The sequence below is a fragment of the Terrabacter sp. Ter38 genome, assembly GCF_024519435.1.
In the GTDB taxonomy this organism is placed as follows: domain Bacteria; phylum Actinomycetota; class Actinomycetes; order Actinomycetales; family Dermatophilaceae; genus Terrabacter.
The window spans coordinates 61,381-81,634 of sequence record NZ_JALJRZ010000006.1; the positions used below are offsets into that span (position 1 = coordinate 61,381).

16 protein-coding genes are annotated in these 20,254 nt (G+C 72.1%); 7 read left to right on the forward strand and 9 right to left on the reverse strand.

All coding sequences use genetic code 11. The features are described 5' to 3' along the window. Positions 1-35: 35 nt before the first annotated feature. Genes NR112_RS13550 through NR112_RS13565 form a run of 4 tightly spaced genes read left to right on the forward strand, consistent with a single transcriptional unit; the run spans position 36 to position 3,961 of the window. Positions 36-1,073, forward strand: a complete 1,038-nt coding sequence (locus NR112_RS13550; RefSeq protein WP_256794833.1) for a LacI family DNA-binding transcriptional regulator — start codon at positions 36-38, stop codon at positions 1,071-1,073. Then, positions 1,070-1,813, forward strand: a complete 744-nt coding sequence (locus NR112_RS13555; protein ID WP_256794834.1) for a (Fe-S)-binding protein — start codon at positions 1,070-1,072, stop codon at positions 1,811-1,813. Before NR112_RS13550 ends, NR112_RS13555 begins: the two co-directional genes overlap by 4 nt. Before the next feature lie 10 nt (positions 1,814-1,823). Beyond that, positions 1,824-3,332, forward strand: a complete 1,509-nt coding sequence (locus NR112_RS13560) for a lactate utilization protein B (protein WP_256794835.1) — start codon at positions 1,824-1,826, stop codon at positions 3,330-3,332. Continuing rightward, positions 3,329-3,961 (forward strand): LUD domain-containing protein, encoded by a 633-nt coding sequence (locus NR112_RS13565; protein ID WP_256794836.1) that lies wholly within the window; start codon positions 3,329-3,331, stop codon positions 3,959-3,961. The genes NR112_RS13560 and NR112_RS13565 overlap by 4 nt, the downstream gene beginning before the upstream one ends. A 16-nt stretch (positions 3,962-3,977) precedes the next feature. Here NR112_RS13565 and NR112_RS13570 read toward each other — a convergent pair whose 3' ends face one another. From NR112_RS13570 to NR112_RS13610, 9 genes are all read right to left on the reverse strand, one after another. Further along, the gene (locus NR112_RS13570) at positions 3,978-5,789 is read right to left on the reverse strand and encodes a GAF domain-containing sensor histidine kinase (RefSeq protein ID WP_256794837.1); all 1,812 of its coding nucleotides are present in this window, start codon (positions 5,787-5,789) and stop codon (positions 3,978-3,980) included. A gap of 45 nt (positions 5,790-5,834) precedes the next feature. Next, positions 5,835-8,318, reverse strand: a complete 2,484-nt coding sequence (locus NR112_RS13575; protein WP_256794838.1) for an ATP-binding protein — start codon at positions 8,316-8,318, stop codon at positions 5,835-5,837. 170 nt (positions 8,319-8,488) lie between these two features. Next, positions 8,489-8,902: a nitroreductase family deazaflavin-dependent oxidoreductase gene (locus NR112_RS13580; protein ID WP_256794839.1), complete on the reverse strand. Its 414-nt coding sequence runs from the start codon at positions 8,900-8,902 to the stop codon at positions 8,489-8,491. Between the two features lie 81 nt (positions 8,903-8,983). Further along, the gene (locus NR112_RS13585; protein WP_256794840.1) at positions 8,984-10,258 is read right to left on the reverse strand and encodes an acyl-CoA dehydrogenase family protein; all 1,275 of its coding nucleotides are present in this window, start codon (positions 10,256-10,258) and stop codon (positions 8,984-8,986) included. Next, complete coding sequence (locus NR112_RS13590) at positions 10,245-11,465, reverse strand: acyl-CoA dehydrogenase family protein (protein ID WP_256794841.1); 1,221 nt, start codon at positions 11,463-11,465, stop codon at positions 10,245-10,247. Before NR112_RS13590 ends, NR112_RS13585 begins: the two co-directional genes overlap by 14 nt. 2 nt (positions 11,466-11,467) lie before the next feature. Then, a complete protein-coding gene (locus tag NR112_RS13595) occupies positions 11,468-12,514 on the reverse strand; it encodes a phosphotransferase family protein (protein ID WP_256794842.1) in 1,047 nt (348 codons plus the stop codon). 1 nt (position 12,515) lies between these two features. Continuing rightward, on the reverse strand, positions 12,516-13,286 hold the full coding sequence (gene fabG / locus NR112_RS13600) for a 3-oxoacyl-ACP reductase FabG (protein WP_256794843.1): 771 nt from the start codon (positions 13,284-13,286) through the stop codon (positions 12,516-12,518). Further along, the gene (locus NR112_RS13605; RefSeq protein WP_256794844.1) at positions 13,283-14,068 is read right to left on the reverse strand and encodes an SDR family oxidoreductase; all 786 of its coding nucleotides are present in this window, start codon (positions 14,066-14,068) and stop codon (positions 13,283-13,285) included. Before NR112_RS13605 ends, fabG begins: the two co-directional genes overlap by 4 nt. A 138-nt stretch (positions 14,069-14,206) precedes the next feature. Next, complete coding sequence (locus tag NR112_RS13610) at positions 14,207-15,217, reverse strand: alpha/beta hydrolase (protein WP_256794845.1); 1,011 nt, start codon at positions 15,215-15,217, stop codon at positions 14,207-14,209. Between the two features lie 143 nt (positions 15,218-15,360). On the opposite strand from NR112_RS13610, the gene NR112_RS13615 reads away from it, so the two are divergent. The 3 genes from NR112_RS13615 (at position 15,361) to NR112_RS13625 (ending at position 20,239) form a co-directional block, all read left to right on the forward strand. Then, a complete protein-coding gene (locus NR112_RS13615) occupies positions 15,361-16,938 on the forward strand; it encodes an ATP-dependent DNA ligase (RefSeq protein ID WP_256794846.1) in 1,578 nt (525 codons plus the stop codon). 140 nt (positions 16,939-17,078) lie between these two features. Beyond that, positions 17,079-18,890 carry a glycoside hydrolase family 3 protein gene (locus NR112_RS13620; protein WP_256794847.1) on the forward strand — a complete coding sequence of 604 codons (1,812 nt, stop codon included), beginning with the start codon at positions 17,079-17,081 and terminating at the stop codon, positions 18,888-18,890. A gap of 26 nt (positions 18,891-18,916) precedes the next feature. Continuing rightward, positions 18,917-20,239: an exo-beta-N-acetylmuramidase NamZ domain-containing protein gene (locus NR112_RS13625; RefSeq protein WP_256794848.1), complete on the forward strand. Its 1,323-nt coding sequence runs from the start codon at positions 18,917-18,919 to the stop codon at positions 20,237-20,239. The last annotated feature ends 15 nt before the right edge of the window (positions 20,240-20,254 follow it).

Consider the following 20,254-nt stretch of genomic DNA (forward strand, 5'->3'; position numbering starts at 1 on the left):
GGACGCGATACGTTGCTGCGGCGAGAGGAGGACCCATGGCCACGGTGAGCATCAAGGACGTCGCGGCACGCGCCGGCGTCTCCCTGGGGACCGTCTCCAACGTCCTCAACCGCCCGGCCGCCGTCCGGCCCGCGACCCGCGCGAAGGTGGAGGCGGCGATCGCCGAGCTCGGCTTCGTGCCGAACGCGTCGGCCCGTCAGCTGGCCGCAGGTCGCTCCCGCACCATCGCCTACCTCGTGCTCGACGCGACCAACCCCTTCTTCACCGACGTCGCGCGCGGCGTCGAGGACGTCGCCAGGGCCGAGGGACTCGCCCTCTTCATCTGCAACAGTGACCAGGACGTCGAGCGCGAGGACCAGTACCTCGAGCAGCTCACCCAGCTCCGCCCGCGTGGCGTCCTCATCACGGCCATGGACTACGCCAACCCCCGCCTGCAGCGCCTGCGGGACGCCGGGGTCCCGGTCGTCCTCGTCGACCGGGCCCCGGACGACAGTGACGACTGGTGCACGGTCGGCGTCGACGACGTCTCCGGCGGCGAGCTCGCCATCAGCCACCTCGCCGAGGCCGGCCACACCCGGCTGGCCTTCGTCGGCGGCCCGGCCGAGATCCCCCAGGTGCGCGACCGTCACACCGGTGCTGTGGCGGCCACGGCGGCAGCCGGCCTGCCCGCGGACGTCCTCACCTGGATCCGGACGTCGGCGCTCACGATCGCCGAGGGCCGCCGGGCCGGGGAGCGCCTCCTCGGCCTGCCACGCCGCACGCGGCCGACCGGCGTCTTCTGTGCCAACGACCTGCTCGCACTCGGGCTCCTCCAGCACCTCTCCCAGCACGGCGTCAGGGTGCCCGACGACGTCGGCATCGTCGGCTACGACGACATCGAGTTCGCCGCCGCAGCAGCCGTGCCCCTCACGTCGGTCTCCCAGCCGCGCCACCTGCTCGGCCAGACGGCGGCCCGGCTGCTCGCCGAGGAGGCCGACCGCGGCACCGAGCACGTGCACCAGCACGTCGTCTTCCCGCCCGAGCTCATCGCCCGGGCATCGACGGCGGCGTCGTCGGCGAGGAGACTCGCGTGAGGATCGCGCTCTTCGTGACCTGCCTCGGCGACGTCCTCTTCCCCGAGGTCGGCAAGGCCACGGTGGCGGTGCTGGAAAGGCTCGGCCACGAGGTCGTCTTCCCGCAGTCGCAGACGTGCTGCGGGCAGATGCACACGAACACCGGCTACCAGCACGACGCCGTGGGCCTCGTGCGACACCACGTGGACGTGTTCGAGCGGGCCATCGCCGCCGGATGTGAAGCGGTCGTCGCGCCGTCGGGCTCATGCGTCGGCTCGGTGCGGCACCAGCACGCCGCGCTCGCACGTCGTGAGGGTGACGAGGCGCTGGCCCTGCGGGCCGATGCCGTGGCCGGGCGCACCTTCGAGCTGTCCGAGCTGCTCGTCGACGTCCTCGGGGTGACCGACGTGGGCGCCGCCTACCCGCACCGCGTGACCTACCACCCGACCTGCCACTCACTTCGCCTCCTCGGGGTCGGCGAGCGGCCGCTGCAGCTGCTCCGGGCCGTGCGGGGCATCGACCTCGTCGAGCTCCCCGCCGCCGACACGTGCTGCGGCTTCGGCGGCACGTTCTCGGTCAAGAACGCCGACACCTCGACCGCGATGCTCGCCGACAAGATGTCCTCGGTGCTCGCGACGCGGGCCGAGGTCGTGACGGCCGGCGACGCGTCCTGCCTCATGCACATCGGCGGCGGCCTGTCCCGGCTGCGCACCGGCGTACGTCCCGTCCATCTCGCCGAGATCCTCGCGAGCACCTCATGAGGCGGGCGCGATGAGCACCTTCCTCGGAATGCCTGCCGGCCGGGTCCCCGGGCCCGCCGCAGACACCGCCGTAGGGCAGCTCACGGGAAACCGGTCCTTCCCGGCCGCCGCCCGCGACGCGCTCGGCGACACCCGCCTGCGCCGCAACCTGGCCCACGCGACCGCGACGATCCGTGCGAAACGCGCCTCCGTCGTCGGCGAGGTGCCCGACTGGGAAGCCCTGCGCGATGCGGGGTCGGCCATCAAGGCCGACACGATGGCGCGCCTCCCCGAGCTGCTCGAGGAGCTCGAGCGCAACGTGACGGCCCGTGGCGGCACGGTGCACTGGGCCCGCGACGCGGCGGAGGCCAACGGCATCGTGCTCGACCTCGTGCGCGCCACCGGAGCCGACGAGGTGGTCAAGGTCAAGTCGATGGCCACCCAGGAGATCGGGCTCAACGAGGCACTCGAGGAGGCCGGGATCACGGCCCACGAGACCGACCTCGCCGAGCTGATCGTCCAGCTCGGCCACGACAAGCCCAGCCACATCCTCGTGCCGGCCATCCACCGCGGCCGTGCCGAGATCCGCGAGATCTTCGCCCGCGAGATGCCGGACGTCGACCTGGCCACGCTGACCGACGAGCCCAGCGTGCTCGCGGCCGCCGCGCGCACCCATCTTCGCGAGCTGTTCCTCAGGGCCAGGGTCGCGGTGTCCGGTGCCAACTTCGGCATCGCCGAGACCGGAACGCTGACCGTCGTCGAGTCCGAGGGCAACGGTCGGATGTGCCTGACCCTGCCCGAGACCCTCATCACCGTGATGGGCATCGAGAAGGTCGTCCCCGCCTGGCGCGACCTCGAGGTCTTCCTCCAGCTCCTGCCGCGCTCGTCGACCGGTGAGCGGATGAACCCCTACACCTCGATGTGGACCGGCGTGACGCCCGGCGACGGCCCCCAGGACTTCCACCTCGTCCTGCTCGACAACGGCCGCACCCGCGCCCTGGCCGACGACCTCGGCCGCACCGCCCTGCACTGCATCCGCTGCTCCGCGTGCCTCAACGTGTGCCCGGTCTACGAGCGCACCGGCGGCCACGCCTACGGCTCGGTCTACCCCGGGCCCATCGGCGCGGTGCTGACACCGTTCCTCACCGGAGTGACCGGAGGCCACGACCCGAACGACTCGCTGCCCTACGCGTCGAGCCTCTGTGGTGCCTGCTACGACGTGTGTCCCGTCAAGATCAACATCCCCGACCTGCTCGTCCAGCTGCGCGCCGAGCACACCGAGGCCCACGCCGCCGCCCACCGGCTGCCGTCCGCCGAGGCCGCCGCGATGGCTGCAGCGGCGTGGGTGATGAGCGACCCGGCGCGCTTCGCGCGAGCCGGGCGTGCGGCCGGGACGGCCAGGCACGGCATACGACGAGGGCGGCCGCTCCTTCCGCTGCCACCGCCGCTCAACGGGTGGACCGCTTCCCGCGACGCCCCGAGCCCTCCTGCCGAGACGTTCCGAGACTGGTGGGCGCGCACCCGCGGAGGTCGTTCGTGAGCGCCCGCGACGAGGTGCTGGCCCGGATCCGGGGCGCCCTCGGCGACAACCCCGCTGACGCGCCTCCGGTCGTCCGCGCCTATCGCGAGGCCGGCGAGCACCCTCCCGGCTCGGCCGCCGTGGTCGACCAGCTCGTCGAGCGACTCGAGGACTACCGCGCGACCGTCGTGCGGACGAGAGGGGCGGACGAGTCGGTCGGCATCGCGATCGCCGCTGCCCTCGACGCCGTCGGCGCCACCTCCTCGATCGCGGCACCAGGCGTCCCGGACGGGTGGACCTCGGCCACACCGGTCTGCATCCGTGACGTCGGCACCATCACGCCCCGCGAGCTGGACCGCGTCGACGCCGTCGTCACCGGCTCGGTCGTGGCGATCTCCGAGACGGGGACGATCGCCCTCGACGGGTCGCCCCGGTGTGGGCGACGGATGATCACCCTCGTGCCTGACGTGCACCTCTGCGTCGTGTCGGTGGCGGACGTCGTCCAGTCGGTCCCCGAAGGGCTCGCGCGCCTCGACCCCACCGCGCCCCTGACCTTCGTCAGCGGGCCCTCGGCGACGAGCGACATCGAGCTGAGCCGCGTCGAAGGAGTGCACGGACCTCGACACCTCGTCGTCGTCATCGCCGGCTGAGCCCGGCGGCGGTGCGTCAGAGAGCCGGCAGCAGGAGCCTGACGCTCGTCCCCCGGCCGAGCTCGGACTCGACGTCGATCCGCCCGCCGTGCCTCGTCACGACGCGCTGCGCGATGCTGAGGCCGAGACCCGTGCCCGGCACCTGGAGGGTCTCGGGGTTCGTGCCACGGAAGAACTCCGTGAAGAGGCCCTCCTGGTCCTCCGGTGAGATGCCGAGCCCGTCGTCGGTGCACTCGAGCACGACCCGGTCGCGGCGGCTTGCGACGGAGACCGCCACCCTCCCGCCGGCCGGGGTGAACTTCACGGCGTTGCTCACGAGGTTCTGCACGACCCGCTCGAGGTCCCCGGCACTCCCTCGGACGAGCGGCAGCCGCTCCTCGAGGTCGAAGGTGAGACTGACCTGCCTGGTGTCCGCGCGCGGACGGAACATGTCGACGACGTCGCGTGACACCGCGCCGAGATCGACGTCAGCCTCGGGCATGGCCCGGTCGGGGTCGCTGACCCGCGACAGCGTCAGCAGGTCGTCGACGAGGCTCTGCAGCCGCTCGGTGTTGCGCTCGATGACCCCGAGCGACCAGTCGCCGTTGGCGTCCGGCTCCTGCCGGAGCAGCTCGACGTGTCCGACGATCGAGGCGAGGGGGTTCTTCAGCTCGTGCGACACGGTAGAGAAGAGCTGCGTCTTGCTGCGGTCGGCCTCACGCAGCTCGGCCGCGACCCGCCGCTCGACGGCGTACAAACGGGCGTTCCGGATGGCCCGCCCCAGGTCACGGCCCATCTCGAGCGCGGCCTGCGCCTCGGCGTCGGTCCAGTCCGGGTCACCGGGCCCGCGTGTGCAGGCGATGTAGCCGAAGCAGCTCGAGCCCGAGCCCATCGGCGCGATGAGCAGCGAGCGCGCTGCGGCGTCGGACAGGAAGACGCGCACCTGGGCGATGTCGTCGTCGCTCCAGAGGCGCGTCGGCTCGACGTGGCCTTCGGCGCCGACGACCGCGACGACACCTTCACGCCAGCACCGGGCGGCCATCCGTCGGGCGATCGCGACGAGCGAGACCGGCGTGTGCACGCGCTCGCCGCTGCGCGCCGAGACGCTCTCACGCTCGTCGTCGTCCTCGCCGGCGAAGGCCCGTAGCCACAGGCCTGCCGACGCGAGGCCGGCCGAGATCGGCGTCGCCGCGACGTCGACGACCCGGGCCGGGTCGAGGTCCTCCTGCGCGATGCGCGCCACCGTCTGCACGGCCTCACCGAGACGGACCCGCTCGGACAGGGCGTGGCGCTGGCGCGCGGCCGAGATGGCGATGCCCGTCTGGTTGGCGAAGAGCTCGAGCACGGCCCGTTGCGTCACGTCGGGGCGGCGCCCGCTGAGCGGTAGGTCGACCGAGAGGATGCCGAGCAGCTCCCCGACGGCGTCGAAGAAGGGTGCGATGAGGGTGTCTTCCGGGTTCCACGCGTCGGGGTCACCGGCAGGGGTCGGCGCGGTCCAGTCGGCCGACACCCAGCCCTCGGCTGACCCGTCGGGCAGCTCACCGGCGGGGACGAAGCGCAGGCTCCCCCACCTCTCGGCCACGGCGAACTCGGCCTCGAGGACCGGTCGGGGCGTCCGCCTGCCGAGCAGCTCCACGCGCGCGTCGTCGTCGCCGGCCACGGCTGCGACCTCGATGTCGCCCGAGGGCACGACGACACTGATCGCTGCCACCTTGAAGCCGACCACGTCGGCGGCGCCGTCGACGACCATGTCGAAGAGGATCGACAGGTCGTCCTGCGCGCTGACCCGGTTCATCAGCTCGGTGAGCCGACTGAGCGCCAGCACCTCCCACACCACGCCGTCGCGCACCCTGTCCCCTGTCTGCGTCCTACTCCTGGATCGCGGCCGCCGCCACTAGGAATCGTCCCGATGGTCACGATATGTCCGAGAGGCCCCCTGCGTGGGAGGACCGGCAGAACCCGCAACGGGAAGACACACCGTGAACGTCGACCCCTGGTCCGGGGCCGAGTCGACCGACACCGACCCGCCGTGCCCCTCGGCGATGGCGCGCACGATCGACAGTCCGAGACCCGATCCCTGGATGGCCCGCTCGTTGGCGGCGCTCGAGCGGAAGAACCGCGCGAAGACGCGCTCGTGGTCGGACTCCGGGATGCCCATCCCCGAGTCGGAGACGACGAGGCGGACCGTGTCCGGGCGGCGGTCGTCGGGGTGCGCGGCGAGCGCGACCCGGCCGCCGTCGGGGGTGAACTTCACGGCGTTGGAGAGCAGGTTGGTGACCATCCGCTCGAGTGCTACGGGGTCTCCCTCGATCCACAGCGGTCGCGGCGACACCTCGACCTCGCGCGCGAGGTCGCGCTGCGCCGTCACCGTCTCCACCGACGTCCACGCGCTGGCGACGACGTCTGACAGGTCGCACCGGCGCGGCGTGAGCTCGAGACGTCCGGCCTCGATGTGGGAGTTGAGCAGGAGGTCCTCGATGAGCGAGAGCAGGCGACGGCCGTTGCGGTCGACGCGGGCCACGAGCTCGAGCTGGCGGTCGGTGAGAGCGCCGGCGGCGCCGTCCTCGAGCATCTCGGTGTAGCCGAGCACGCTGGCCAGCGGGGTGCGCAGCTCGTGGCTGACCGCCGACACGAAGTCGGACTTCGTCCGGTCGAGCTGGGTCAGCTCCTCGACCGCCTCACGCTCCCGCTCGAGCGCGACCTGCAGGGTGACCTCGACCTGCCGGCGTCTCGTGACGTCCTCGGCCACGCCGAGATAACCCGTGAGCTGGCCCCCCTCGCCACGGATGCCGCTCATCGTCAGGGACACCGTGCGACGGGTGCCGTCCTTGCGGACGTAGGTCCAGTCACGGGTCTCGGTCGCGGCGCCGCCCCGGACGCGGTGCACGAGCACGTCGAATCCGGGCTCGACGCCGAGCTCCTCGGCACGGCTGTCGATCTCAGCGGGGTCGTGCAGCAGCGACCAGTCCTTGCAGCTGACGACCTCCGACGCGCGCCAGCCGAGCACGGTCTCGGCGCCGCGGTTGAAGAGCGTGATGACACCGTCGAGGTCGGTGCCGATGATCGCGGTGGCCGTGGCGGCCTCGAGCACGGCCTCGACGAAGGTCCGGGCCGCACGCTCGTCGGTGACGTCGACGCCGGTCTTGACGAGGTGGGTGCGGTGCCCGGTGTCGTCAGTGAGGTAGGCGTTGGTCCACACGATGTGACGCACGCCGAGTCCCTCGACGCGCCAGTCCTGCTCCTCGTGGAGCGACACGGCACCCTCTCCGATGCCGGCCGTCTGCGTGGTGACACGGTCGTGGTGCTCGACGGGGAAGACCTCCGCAGCCGGACGTCCGACGAGCTCGACCTCGGGCGCGCCGAGCAGGCGCGCCGCTGTCGCGTTGAGGCGGGCGATGGCCCCGGCGCGGTCGACGACGATGATCGCGCTGGCGGCGGTGTCGAGCACGACGCTGCTCAGCTCGACCTCGCTGCGCAGGTCGAGCAGGGCCGTGCGACGCTGCGTCGAGGCGACGGCGAGCGAGAGGGCGGTCACGGCGGCCGTCACGAGGAACGCCTGGGTGAGCGCGCCCACCGTCTCGGGGCGGAGTCCCCCGACGCGCGCTGCGGCGGCGAAGGGTCCGCCGCCGATGCTCGTCAGCGTGACCGCCAGGACACCGACGACGAGCAGCTGGATCGCGACGGTGCGCAGCCCGAGACGCAGGGCGCCCCAGACGAGGACGGGGATCGGCAGGAACGCGAGCGGCAGCGCCTGCCCCGGATTGAAGACCCAGGCCGTGAGCCCGACGACGACGACCCACTGGACGAGGTCCTCGAAGCCGGGACGTCGCGTGCGTCGCGTGCCGACCGCGATGCCGAGAGGTGCGAAGACGAGCACGGCGGCGGCGTGCGAGGCGGTGACGGCGGACGCCGTCGCGAGCAACGGCCCTCCGAGAGCGATGCTCACCGTGAGGCCGGCGAGGAGACCGAAGACGAGAGCTCCGGCGAGCGTCGCGGCGAGGAGGTTCCAGAGGTCCTCCATCGTCGCGAGCGCGGGGCGTCGCCCGCCGCGGGTCAGCAGGCCGTAGACGACCGCCACCTCGGCGGCATTGGCCACGCCGAAGCACAGGGCCACGAGCGGCGGGCGGCCACCGTAGGCGTTGGCGGCCGCGCTCGAGACGACGACACCGAGGACGAAGAGCCAGGCGCGCGGACCCCGTGCGGTGGCGAGCAGGAAGGAGACCGCGAGACCGGCGGCCGGCCACCAGACGGCGACGGTCGACCCGGGAGGGGCGAAGCGCACCGCCGTCGCTCCGAGCACGAAGACGCCGACGAGCGCCAGCGCCGCTGCCACCCACCAGCGGGCGCGGCCCAGGGTCGGGCGGGTCGGGCGGGTCACGCGGGCGCCCCGTTCGGGGCCAGCATCCCGTGGCTCGTCGTCGGCCGACGCGGGGCGTCACGTGCAGCCTTCACCGCGGACCTCATTGACTCATGATGTCGCAGAGAGCCCGACAATCGGGCAAAAAGGACTATTCACACCACGTGTCGCCGGGTCAGGAGTCCGGGGCCTCACCAGCCGGACTGCATCGCCGAGTGCTCGGGGGCCGGGGTCCGGGTCAGCTGGAGGAAGCCGCCCGGCATGTCGCGGCGGTCGATCGCCCGCCGGGTCATGCCCTTCGCCGCGGCCAGGGCGACGGCCTTGTCGACGAAGGTCGGCTCGGTGCAAGTGAACTCGCGCCCCTTCCAGCGGATCGTGCAGCCGTCGGCGGCGCGGACGTTGCGGACCCAGTCGGTGCCACGTCCCCACGGGAGGGCGATGATGAAGGTCGACGGCGTCGGGATGACGGCGACGGGAGTCGCGTAGTCCTTGCCGCTCGAGCGGCCTTGGTGACGCAGCACCGCCCAGAGCGGGAAGAAACGGTGCCCGGCGAGCCGGACGGCGACCTTGTTGAACTGCTTCGCGCTTGCGGGTGGACCTGCCATCTCCACAGCATCCTCCTCACCGGCCCCGACAGGGCTCCTTTGACCGAGGGCGTATGCCGCCGGGCCGGGTGCCCCCGCGCGTCAGCCCAGGTGCCCGCGCACCGACACGTGCCCCTTGAGGAGGTTGCGCGCGATGGTGCGGCGCTGGATCTCGTCGGTGCCCTCGTAGATGCGCAGCAGGCGCAGCTCGCGGTACCACCGCTCGACGGGCAGCTCGCGCGTGTAGCCCATGCCGCCGTGCATCTGGAGCACGCGGTCGACGATCTCGTTGGCTTTGACGCCGCCGTAGAGCTTGGCCATCGACTGCGACTGTCGCGAGTCGAGGCCACGGTCGACCTGCCAGGCTGCGGTGAGCACGAGCCAGCGCAACGCCTCGATCTCGACGGCGGAGTCGGCGACCATCCACTGGATGGCCTGGCGCTCGGCGATCGGCTGGCCGAAGGTGACCCGGTTGCGGGCCCACTCCATCCCCATCTCGACGAGCCGTTCGCACGAGCCGAGGGCACGCGCGGGCAGCATGTAGCGGCCCTTGCCGATCCAGCGCATCGCGAGGTCGAAGCCCTTGCCCTCCTCGCCGAGGATCGCAGAGTGCGGCACACGGACGTCGTCGAAGACGAGCGCGGCCGGCCCCCACTCGCCCATCGTGTCGATGGGGGTGCTCGTCCACCCGCGGTCGCGGTCGACGAGGAAGCACGTGACCCCGCCGTCGGCGCCCTTCTCCTTGTCCGTCACCGCGAAGACCATGACGAAGTCGGCCTCGTTGCCGCCGGTGATGAAGGTCTTCTCGCCGTTGATGACCCACTCGTCGCCCTCGCGTCGGGCGCTCGTGCGGATGGCGCGGGCGTCGGACCCGGCCCCGGGCTCCGTGATCGCGAAGCACGACCTGCGCGTGCCCTCGATCGTCGGGCGGAGGTAGGTGTCCTGCTGCTCCTCAGTGGCCGAGAAGAGGATGTTGTCGGCCTCGCCGGCGAAGCGGAACGGCACGAACGACCGTCCGAGCTCGATCTCGATGAGCGCGGCGACGACGGCTCCCTGACCCATGCCGCCGTGGCTCTCAGGTGTCTGGATGCCGAAGAAGCCGGACGAGCGGGCTTTGTCCTGAAGGGCTCTCAGCTCCTCAGCCGTCAGGCCGCGCTCGCCCCGCCGCTCGCGCTCGAGCACCTGCGGCTCGAGCGGCACGATCTCCTTGCGCACGAAGGTGCGCACCCAGTCACGGATCTCGCGCTCCTCGGCGCTGAGGTCGAAGTCCATCATCGGTCCCTTCGTCGTGCGGTCGGGTGGGTCGTGCCGTCGCCTGGTGGTGCCGGCGGGCGCGCGGCGGGCGTATGCCGTAGCGCGGGCGTCAGCGGGCGACATACCTCCGCAGCTCGGCCTTGGCGAGCGCGTTCTTGTGCACCTCGTCGGGACCGTCGGCGAAACGCAGCGTGCGGATGCCCGCGAAGGCGGCCGCGAGCTCGGTGTCCTGGCTCAGCCCGGCGGCGCCGTGGGTCTGGATGGCCTTGTCGAGGATCCACTCGACGGTCTTGGGGGTCGCGATCTTGATCGCCTGGATCTCGGTGTGGGCGCCCTTGTTGCCGACGGTGTCCATGAGCCAGGCGGTCTTGAGCACGAGGAGGCGCAGCTGCTCGATGCGCACGCGGGACTCGGCGATCCAGTCGCGCACGACGCCTTGCTCGGCGATGGGGCGCCCGAAGGCCACGCGCTCGGAGGCACGGCGGCACATGGCCTCGATGGCGACTTCAGCGAGGCCGATCGAGCGCATGCAGTGGTGGATCCGGCCGGGGCCGAGGCGGGCCTGGGCGATGGCGAAGCCGGTGCCCTCCTCGCCGATGAGGTTGTTCGCGGGCACGCGGACGTCGGTGAAGCGCAGCTCGGCGTGGCCACCGTGGTCGTGGTCGTCGTAGCCGAAGACCTCCATGCCGCGGACGACCTCCACGCCGGGGGTGTCGCGTGGGACGAGGACCATCGACTGCTGCCGGTGCCGGTCGGCGTCGGGATCGGTCTTGCCCATGACGATGAGGATTTCGCACTCGGGGTTCATCGCACCGGTGATCCACCACTTGCGGCCGTTGATGACGTAGTCGTCGCCGTCGCGCCGGATGCTCGTGGCGATGTTGGTGGCGTCGCTGCTCGCCACGTCGGGCTCCGTCATCGCGAACGCCGAGCGGATATCGCCACGCAGCAAGGGTTTCAGCCACCGCTCCTGCTGCTCGGACGTGCCGAACTGCGCGAGCACCTCCATGTTGCCGGTGTCGGGAGCGGCGCAGTTGAGGACCGCCGGCGCGAGGCGGATCGAGCGCCCGGTGATCTCGGCGAGCGGGGCGTACTGGAGGTTCGTCAGGCCGGCGCCGAGCTGGCCGGGGAGGAAGACGTTCCACAGCCCCAGGTCGCGGGCCTCCTGCCGGAGGTCCTGGAGCACGGGCGCGGTGCTCCACGCCCACCGGTCGGGGAGCGCCGAGACCTGCTCGTCGAAGACGGGCAGCGACGGCACGATGCGCTCGTCCATGAAGCCGAGCAGCTCCTGACGCAGCTCCTCGGTGCGGGCGTCGAATCCGAAGTCCATAGTCAGCTCTCCTTGACGGCGGCGAGGCCGGCGGTGACGAGGGGGACGGTGGCCTCACCGATGCGGGCGAAGCCGCTCCCCACCGTCTGGCCCTGGGTGTAGCGGTAGTGGATGCCCTCGAGGATGACCGCGAGCTTGAAGTAGGCGAGCCCGAGGTGGAACGAGAGGTGCCCGAGGTCGCGACCGCTCGCGGCGGCATACCGCTGACGCAGCTCAGGACCGCTGATGAAGCCCGGCGTCCGCGAGACGTCGGAGACGGCGACGCTGTCCATCATGAGCGGGAGGGTCTGGTACGCCTCGAGCAGGGCGACGTCGGTGAGGGGGTCGCCCAGCGTCGCCATCTCCCAGTCGAGCACCGCCGAGACCTCGCCGTCGCCAGTGACGAGGAGGTTGTCGAGGCGGAAGTCGCCATGCACGATCGTCGGATCGCCCTGTTCCGGAACGGATCCCGCGAGCCGCTCGTGCAGCTCGTCGATGCCCGGGAGGTCTCGGCTGCGGGAGGCGTCGAGCTGCTGCTTCCAGCGCCGCACCTGGCGCTCGAGGAAGCCGTCGGGGCGGCCGAAGTCACCGAGCCCGACCGACCCGGGGTCGACGGCGTGCAGGGCGACGAGGGTGTCCACCATCCGCTCGCTGATCGCCCGCACCCGTGCGGCGCCGAGCGGCCTGAGCTGTGCCTCGAAGCGGTAGGGCGTGCCCTCGACGCGCTCCATGACGTAGAACGGCGCCCCGATGACGTCCGGGTCGTCGCACACGGCATACGTCGTCGGGACGGGGACGGCGGTGTCGCGCAGGGCGCTGATGACGCGGTGCTCGCGCACCATGTCGTGCGCGGTGGCGAGCACGTGGCCGAGCGGCGGGCGACGCACGATGACCGTGCGCGTGCCGTCGCCGACCGCGTAGGTGAGGTTCGACTTGCCGCCCGCGACGAGCCGCCCGCTGAGCGGGCCCGACAGCAGGTCGGGCGACGTCTCGTCGAGGAAGCCCCGGAGCCGGTCGAGCGGCAGGCCGGGCGGGTCCCCGTCAGGGGCGGCGTCGCGGGCGTCGGTCACGTCAGTCCTTCGGTCCGCCGGCGACGTAGATGACCTGGCCGGAGACGAAGCCCGCCTCGTCGCGCACGAGGAAGGAGGTCGTCGCCGCGATGTCCTCGGGCTGGCCGACGCGGGCCACGGGGATCTCCTTGGCGGCGCCCTCGAGGAACTGCTCGAAGGTGATGCCCATGCGCTCGGCCGTCTGGCGCGTCATGTCCGTGGCGATGAACCCGGGCGCGATGGCGTTGGCGGTGACGCCGAACTTGCCGAGCTCGATGGCCAAGGTCTTCGTGAAGCCCTGCAGGCCCGCCTTGGCGGCGGAGTAGTTGGCCTGCCCGCGGTTGCCGAGCGCCGACGTCGAGCTGAGGTTGACGATGCGGCCGAACTTCGCGTCGATCATGTGCTTCTGCGTCGCCCGCGTCATGAGGAAGGAGCCGCGGAGGTGGACGTTCATGACCGCGTCCCAGTCGTCGGCACTCATCTTGAAGAGCATGTTGTCGCGGATGATGCCGGCGTTGTTGACGAGCACCGTCGGGGCCCCGAGCTCGGAGGCCACGCGGTCGACAGCCGCGTGCACGGCCGACTCGTCCGAGACGTCGACACCGACGGCGAGACCCTTGCCACCCGCGGCCTCGATCTCGGAGACCACTGCCGCACAAGCGGACTCGTCGAGGTCGAGGACGGCGACGGCATACCCGTCGGAGGCGAGGCGCTTGGCCACGGCGGCGCCGATGCCGCGCGCGGCCCCGGTGACGATGGCGGTGCGCTGGGTGGTGTTCGGCTGGGCGGTCATGCGTTCTCCTGCTGGTCGGCGGTCTGGTGGTCGAGCTTCTGCTGCAGCCGGTTCATGCCGGCGAGCCAGGCGTCGGGGTGCGCGGCGCGCTGCGCGTAGTAGCCGCTCACCTCGGGGTGCGGGAGGACGTAGAACTCGTCGCCCGAGAGCGCCCGGAACGCGGCGTCGGCGACCTCGTCGGCGGTGAGCGTCGCGTCGAGGGCGAGCAGGTCCTTGAGCGGGCCGGAGCCGTCGAGCATCCGGGTCTGGACGCCCTGGGGGCAGATCGCCTGCACGACGATCCCGCGGTGGCGGTACGTCGCGCTCAGCCACTCGGCGAACGCGACGGCGCCATGCTTGCTCACGGAGTAGGGCGCGTCGCCGAGCATCGTCAGCAGCCCGGCCGCCGACGCGGTGACGACGAGGCGCCCGCCGCCGGTGTCGAGCCAGCGCGGCACGAGGTGCCGGGCGGCGCGTACGTGGGCGAGGACGTTGGTCTCGAGGATGCGGGTCCACTCGTCGTCCGAGGCGTCGAGACCCTTGAGGGTGCCGATCCCCGCATTGGCGAAGAAGACGTCGACGTGCCCGAGGCGCTCGTGTGCCGTGTCGACGAGGTGGCGCACGCCGGAGTCGGTCGACGTGTCCCCCGGGACGGCGACGGCACCGATCTGCTCGGCGGTCGTCGCGAGCTCGGCCGCGTCGAGGTCGGCGACGACGACCTGCCACCCCTCGCGGGCCAGGCGGGTGGCGATGGCGCGGCCGATCCCCCGGGCTGCTCCGTTGACGACGGCGGTGTCGGGCATGCTGCTCCTCGCGATGGACTAAGCGCTTGCTTACCCTGACGACAAGGAGGCCCCCACGTCAAGTGACCCACCCCCTCCCCCACCGTCGAGAGGCCACGAGAGGCCGCCACGGGAGCGTCGAGAGGCCAGCGCCGACGCTCAGGACGTGACGCGCTGGAGGAACGCCACCGAGCGGTCCAGCGCCTCGCGACCGGGCGCCGAGTCGAGATCGAACTGGAACTCGTGGCCCAGCCGAGGCTCGTGGTCGTCGGCGAAGAGCAGGGCGTCGTGGTCGACGCCGTGCCGGTCCAGCGCCTCGACGAGCGCGACCGTGTGCGGGAGGAGGGGGTCGCCGTTCCCGGCCGACACGAAGGCCGGCGGGAACGACGAGGTGACGTGCACCGGCACCGAGCCCTGACGGGTCGTCCGCTCGTCGTGGCGTCGGCTCGACCCGAGGTAGGACCAGATGGCCGTGTCGACGAGCCAGCTGCCCAGCCGGGTCGACCCCTGCGCGAGGGTGAAGTCGTAGGCACCGCAGAAGAGCACGACCCCTTTGAGGGACGCCGGCGGCACAGCCACCTCGATGCCGACGTCACTCGCGTAGGCAGCGTCGCTGACGAGCAGCGCGACCTGCGCGGCGATCTGGGCGCCCGCGGAGTCGCCGGCAAGCACGATGCGTCCGGGGTCGACGCCGAGCCGGTCGGCGTGGTCGACGAGGTGGGCGAGTGCCGCCGCCACCTGCCTGACCGGCGTGGGATAGCGCGAGCCGGGGGCGATCGAGTAGTCAACGCCGACCGTCGTGAACCCGCGGCCGGCGAGCACCCGGAGGTAGTTGGCGACGTCGCCCTTCGATCCCGACACGAACGCACCCCCGTGCACCCAGACGACCGTGGGCAGCGGCTCGGTGCGAGGTGGCCGGAAGACGTCGAGCCGCCCGTCGGGCGAGGCGATGTCGTACGCCTCGTCGACGACTTCGACGAGGTCTCCCGGGACGTGCTTCTCCAGGGCGGCGCTCGCGCGCCCGGCTCCGCGGTCGAAGACGGCCCGGATGAGCAGGGCCGACGGCCACGGCGTCGTCCGGGCGGTCACGAGCAGCGCGCCGGCCGCGGTCGCCGTGCCCAGAGCGACCCTGTTAGCGAGACCGCGAGTCCGGTCGACGATGCCACCCATGCGGCGAATCTAGTCCGGCCTACGGCAGACATGGGCCTCTCGACAGTGGCGCAGCGGCAGACTTCGGCCCCTCGACGGCGGAGCAGCGGCAGACTTTGACCTCTCGACGGTTGGATGTGGGTGGGAGCGGGCAGGATCGGGGCATGCAGCTCTCCGACGTCGTCGCCACCTCGCACACCGTCGCCGCCACGTCGTCGCGCACGGCGAAGGTCGAGGCGCTGGCGGCCTGCCTGCGGCGTGCGGCGCACGACGGTCCCGACGTCGTCGAGGTCGTGACGGCCCACCTGTCGGGCGCGCTCCCCCAGCGGCGCATCGGCGTCAGCTGGCGCGGACTGCAGGGACTTCCCGACCCGGCGCAGACCTCGACGCTGACCGTCGAGGAGGTCGACGCCGCGGTCACGGCGATCGCTGCCATCGGCGGGTCCGGGTCGGGCGCGGCGCGATCCTCCGCCGTGCGCGAGCTCTTCGCGCGCGCCACCGCCGACGAGCAGGCGTGGCTGCGCGGCCTCATCACGGGCGAGACCCGTCAGGGCGCGGGCGACGGCGTCGTGCTCCAGGCGATCGCCAAGGCCGCCGACGTCCCCGACGCCGCGGTGCGCCGGGCCGTCATGCTCGCCGGCTTCGCTGGCCCGGTCGCCCGCGCCGCCCTCACCGGGGGCACCGAGGCCCTGGAAACGCTCACCCTCGAGGTCGGTCGCCCGCTGCGACCGATGCTCGCCGGCTCGGCCCCCGACGTCGCCACGGCGCTCGCCACGCTGGGGGGCGAGGTCGTCGTCGAGACCAAGCTCGACGGCATACGCCTGCAGGCACACGTCGACAACCGCACGAGCCCGGGCACCGTGCGCCTCTTCACCCGCACGCTCGACGAGGTCACCGACCGGATGCCCGAGATCACCGAGGCACTCGCAGGCCTCCCCGTCGAGACCCTCGTCCTCGACGGCGAGGTCATCGCCCTCGGCGAGGGCGGCCGGCCCCAGCCCTTCCAGGTCACGGGCGCCCGTACCGCGAGCAGCGCCGACGTCGACCGGCTGCGCGAGCAGGTGCCCCTCACGCCGTACTTCTTCGACGTGCTCCACCTCGACGGCGAGGACCTCCTCGACGAGCCCGCCCACGTGCGCTGGGAGCGCCTCGCCGCGACGGTGCCGCCGGCGTGGCGCGTGCCGCGCGAGCGCACCGACGACCCCCAGCGCGCGCAGCAGTTCTTCGCCGACCTCGTCGCCGCCGGCCACGAGGGCGTCGTCGTCAAGGACCCCGCACTGCCGTATGCCGCCGGACGCCGGGGTCCCGGGTGGGTCAAGGTCAAGCCGCGGCACACCCTCGACCTCGTCGTGCTCGCGGTCGAGTGGGGCAGCGGCCGGCGCCAGGGGTGGCTGTCCAACATCCACCTCGGCGCCCGCGACGCCGACTCGGGCGAGCTCGTCATGCTCGGCAAGACGTTCAAGGGGATGACCGACGAGATGCTCGCGTGGCAGACCGAGCGGTTCAGCGGCCTGGCGCTCGACCCGGCGGACGTCGAGGCGGGCCGCTCGGGCCAGCAGTGGGGTGTCGTGCCACTGCGCCCCGAGCAGGTCGTCGAGATCGCCTTCGACGGCGTGCAGAGGTCGTCGCGCTACCCCGGCGGCATGGCGCTGCGCTTCGCTCGGGTGCTCCGCTACCGCGACGACAAGCCGGTCTCCGAGATCGACACCGTGCAGACCGTGAGGTCGCTCGCCGGCTGGTGAGGGGGGCCGCCGGACCGGCCGCGCCCGGCGCATCGTGAGATGGCACGCCTCTATCTGTTGCCTACGCCACGGTACGTAGGTAAGTTCCGGCGCGACGACAGATTGCGTGAATTCTTCACATCCCTGGAGGCACCATGTCCATGTCCGAACTCTCACGTCGCTCCGTGATCGCGGGCGGCCTCGCCGCCGCAGCAGCCGGTGCCGCGGCCGGCAGCGCGCGTGCCGCGTCGAGCTCCGTCCCCGCAGCGATCGCGGGCGAGAGGGGTTGGGTGACCGCCACGATCGCCCGGATGTCGTTGGAGGAGAAGGTCGGTCAGCTCTTCATCCAGAACGTCTACGGCAAGGACGCGACGACGCCCGACAGCCGCAACCTCCCGCTCTACGGCGTCGCGAGCCCGGCCGAGGTCGTGCAGAAGTACCACCTCGGCGGTGTCATCTACTTCGCCTGGACCGACAGCGTGCAGAACCCGGACCAGATCGTCGGTCTCTCCAACGGCCTGCAGAAGGCGGCCCTGACGCAGACGAGCAAGGTCCGGATCCCCCTCCAGATCGCGACCGACCAGGAGCAGGGCGTCGTGACACGCATCGGGCCGCCCGCCACGCAGTTCCCCGGCTCGATGGCCCTCGGGGCCGGCCGGAGCGCCGCCGACGCCCGCACGGCCGCCGCGATCACCGGCCGCGAGCTGCTCGCCATGGGCGTCAACACGAACTTCGCCCCCGACTGCGACGTCAACGTCAACCCGCTCAACCCCGTCATCGGCACCCGCTCCTTCTCGTCGCGGGCCGCTCTCGCCGCTGAGCTGGCCGCGGCGCAGGTCGCCGGCTACCAGCGTGACGGCGGGGTCGCCTCGTCCGCCAAGCACTTCCCGGGCCACGGCGACACCGCGACCGACAGCCACGTCGCCTTCCCGATCATCACGCACACCCGCGAGCAGTGGGAGACCATCGACGCGCCGCCCTTCAAGGCCGCCGTCAACGAGCAGATCGACATGATCATGACGGCACACCTGTCGTTCCCGGCGCTCGACGACTCGGGCAACCCGGCCACGCTGAGCAAGCCGATCATGACCGGCGTGCTGCGCGGGGAGCTCGGCTACGAGGGGGTCATCGTCACCGACTCGCTCGCCATGCAGGGCGTGCGTGACCTCTACGGCGACGCCGAGGTGGCCGTCCGGGCGCTGCTCGCCGGGGTCGACCAGCTGCTCATGACCCCCGCGATGGACGATGCCTACGCCGCTGTCATCGACGCGGTCCGCAGCGGTCGCATCCCGCGCAACGAGCTCGACGCGAAGGTACGCCGCGTGCTGGGCCTCAAGTACCGCCGGGGCATCGTGGCCCGACCGTACGCCGACCCCGCCGCCGTCGCGTCGGTCGTCGGCACACCCGCGCACCTCGCGTCGGCGAGCTCCGTCACCGACCGCACGACGACGCTCGTCAAGAACGACGCCAAGGCCCTCCCGGTCGCCCCGGCCGGCAAGAAGGTCCTCGTCACCGGCTACGGCGTCTCGACGACGGCCACGCTCGCGGCGGCGATGACGGCCAAGGGCGCGACGGTGCATACCGTCCAGACCGGCACGTCGCCCACCGACGCGGCGGTGGCCTCCGCGGTCGCGGCGGCCGCCGACAAGGACGTCGTCGTCGTCACGACGATGAAGGCCTGGGACACGAGCGTCACCGACACCCGTGGCGGGCAGCAGAAGCTCGTCAAGGCGCTGCTCGCCACCGGGAAGACCGTCGTCGTCGTGGCCGTGCGCGACCCCTACGACATCGCCTACTTCACGAGCGCCCCGACCTACCTCGCGACGTACTCCTACAGCCCCGTCGCGATCGAGGCGGCTGCCCGCGTCATCGTCGGGGACGTCGCGCCGACGGCCTCCCTGCCCGTCGACATCCCCGTCGCCGGCGACCCGGCCACGGTGCTCTACCCGTTCGGGCACGGCCTCACCTACTGACACCCGCCACGACAGGGAGCGACCAGATGACCAACCTCAACCGCAGGCAGCTGCTCACCGCCGGCGCGCTCGGCGCCGCCGCCATCCCCGCCACCGCAGCGGGATCCGTTGCTGCCCAGGCCGGCCCGACGGCACACGCCAGCAACTACCCCAACAACCCGATCACGACGGGCGCGCAGAGCGCCGCCGCGGCGGGCTGGTCGGCGCTCTCGGGCCAGAAGGTCGGGATCGTCACCAACCCGACCGGCATCCTCACCAACCTGCGCACCATCGTCGACGAGATGCACGAGTCCGGCGCCGTCGACATCGTCGGCGTCTTCGGGCCGGAGCACGGCTTCCGTGGCACGGCGCAGGCCGGCGACTCCGAGGGCAACCACATCGACCCACGCACCGGGCTCATGGTCTACGACGCCTACGGCGCCTCCGCGGCGAAGATGACGACCCTCTTCCGCACCGCCGGAGTCGAGACCGTGGTCTTCGACATCCAGGACGTCGGCTCGCGCTTCTACACCTACATCTGGACGATGTACACGGCCATGCGCGCGGCCGTCGCCGTCGGCGCCCGCTTCGTCGTGCTCGACCGACCGAACCCCGTCGGCGGCCGGGCGATCGGGCCGATGATGACGACACCGTGGACCTCCGGTGTCGGCGCCAAGGAGATCGTCCAGGCGCACGGCATGACGGTCGGCGAGCTCGCGCGCTACTTCGACGGCGAGTTCCTCACGGGCGACGCCGGTGGGCGGCTCGCCGAGCTGTCCGTCATCGAGGTCAAGGGCTGGCGCAGGGACGTGCCGTATGCCGTCACCGGTCTCCCGTGGGTCATGCCGAGTCCCAACATGCCGACTCCCGACACCGCGCTCGTCTACCCCGGCACGGGGATGTTCGAGGGGACCAACCTGTCCGAGGGCCGCGGCACGACCCGGCCGTTCGAGCTCATCGGCGCGCCGTACGTGGACTACAAGTGGGCCGAACGCCTTGCGGCGCTGGGCCTTCGGGGAGTCGGTTTCCGCGAGGCCTACTTCTCCCCGACGTTCAGCAAGCACACCGGCCTCGTCTGCGGCGGCGTCCAGCTGCACGTCACCGACCCGTCCACCTTCGACCCGATCCGCTCGAGCGTCGAGATGCTCGTGGCGGCCAAGGCGCTCTACAGCGACTTCGCCTGGCGCTACGACTCCTACGACCCGGCTCGGCCCTACTGGATCGACAAGCTGACCGGCTCGCAGCGGCTGCGCACCCAGATCTCGGCCGGCGCCCCTGCCGACGAGGTCGTCGGTGCGTGGCGCGACGAGCTCGCGGCCTTCGACGCCCGGCGCCAGCAGTACCTCCTCTACCGCGGCCCCTCGAACTGACCTGTCCACCGGCTC

Bases quoted from the DNA above. Each gene is read 5' to 3' on its own strand.
- NR112_RS13550 (WP_256794833.1), top strand. From the start codon at position 36: ATGGCCACGGTGAGCATCAAGGACGTCGCGGCACGCGCCGGCGTCTCC.
- NR112_RS13560 (WP_256794835.1), top strand. From the start codon at position 1,824: ATGAGCACCTTCCTCGGAATGCCTGCCGGCCGGGTCCCCGGGCCCGCC.
- NR112_RS13580 (WP_256794839.1), bottom strand. From the start codon at position 8,902: ATGGCAGGTCCACCCGCAAGCGCGAAGCAGTTCAACAAGGTCGCCGTC.
- NR112_RS13585 (WP_256794840.1), bottom strand. From the start codon at position 10,258: ATGTCGCCCGCTGACGCCCGCGCTACGGCATACGCCCGCCGCGCGCCC.
- NR112_RS13590 (WP_256794841.1), bottom strand. From the start codon at position 11,465: ATGGACTTCGGATTCGACGCCCGCACCGAGGAGCTGCGTCAGGAGCTG.
- fabG (WP_256794843.1), bottom strand. From the start codon at position 13,286: ATGACCGCCCAGCCGAACACCACCCAGCGCACCGCCATCGTCACCGGG.
- NR112_RS13605 (WP_256794844.1), bottom strand. From the start codon at position 14,068: ATGCCCGACACCGCCGTCGTCAACGGAGCAGCCCGGGGGATCGGCCGC.
- NR112_RS13610 (WP_256794845.1), bottom strand. From the start codon at position 15,217: ATGGGTGGCATCGTCGACCGGACTCGCGGTCTCGCTAACAGGGTCGCT.
- NR112_RS13615 (WP_256794846.1), top strand. From the start codon at position 15,361: ATGCAGCTCTCCGACGTCGTCGCCACCTCGCACACCGTCGCCGCCACG.
- NR112_RS13620 (WP_256794847.1), top strand. From the start codon at position 17,079: ATGTCCGAACTCTCACGTCGCTCCGTGATCGCGGGCGGCCTCGCCGCC.
- NR112_RS13625 (WP_256794848.1), top strand. From the start codon at position 18,917: ATGACCAACCTCAACCGCAGGCAGCTGCTCACCGCCGGCGCGCTCGGC.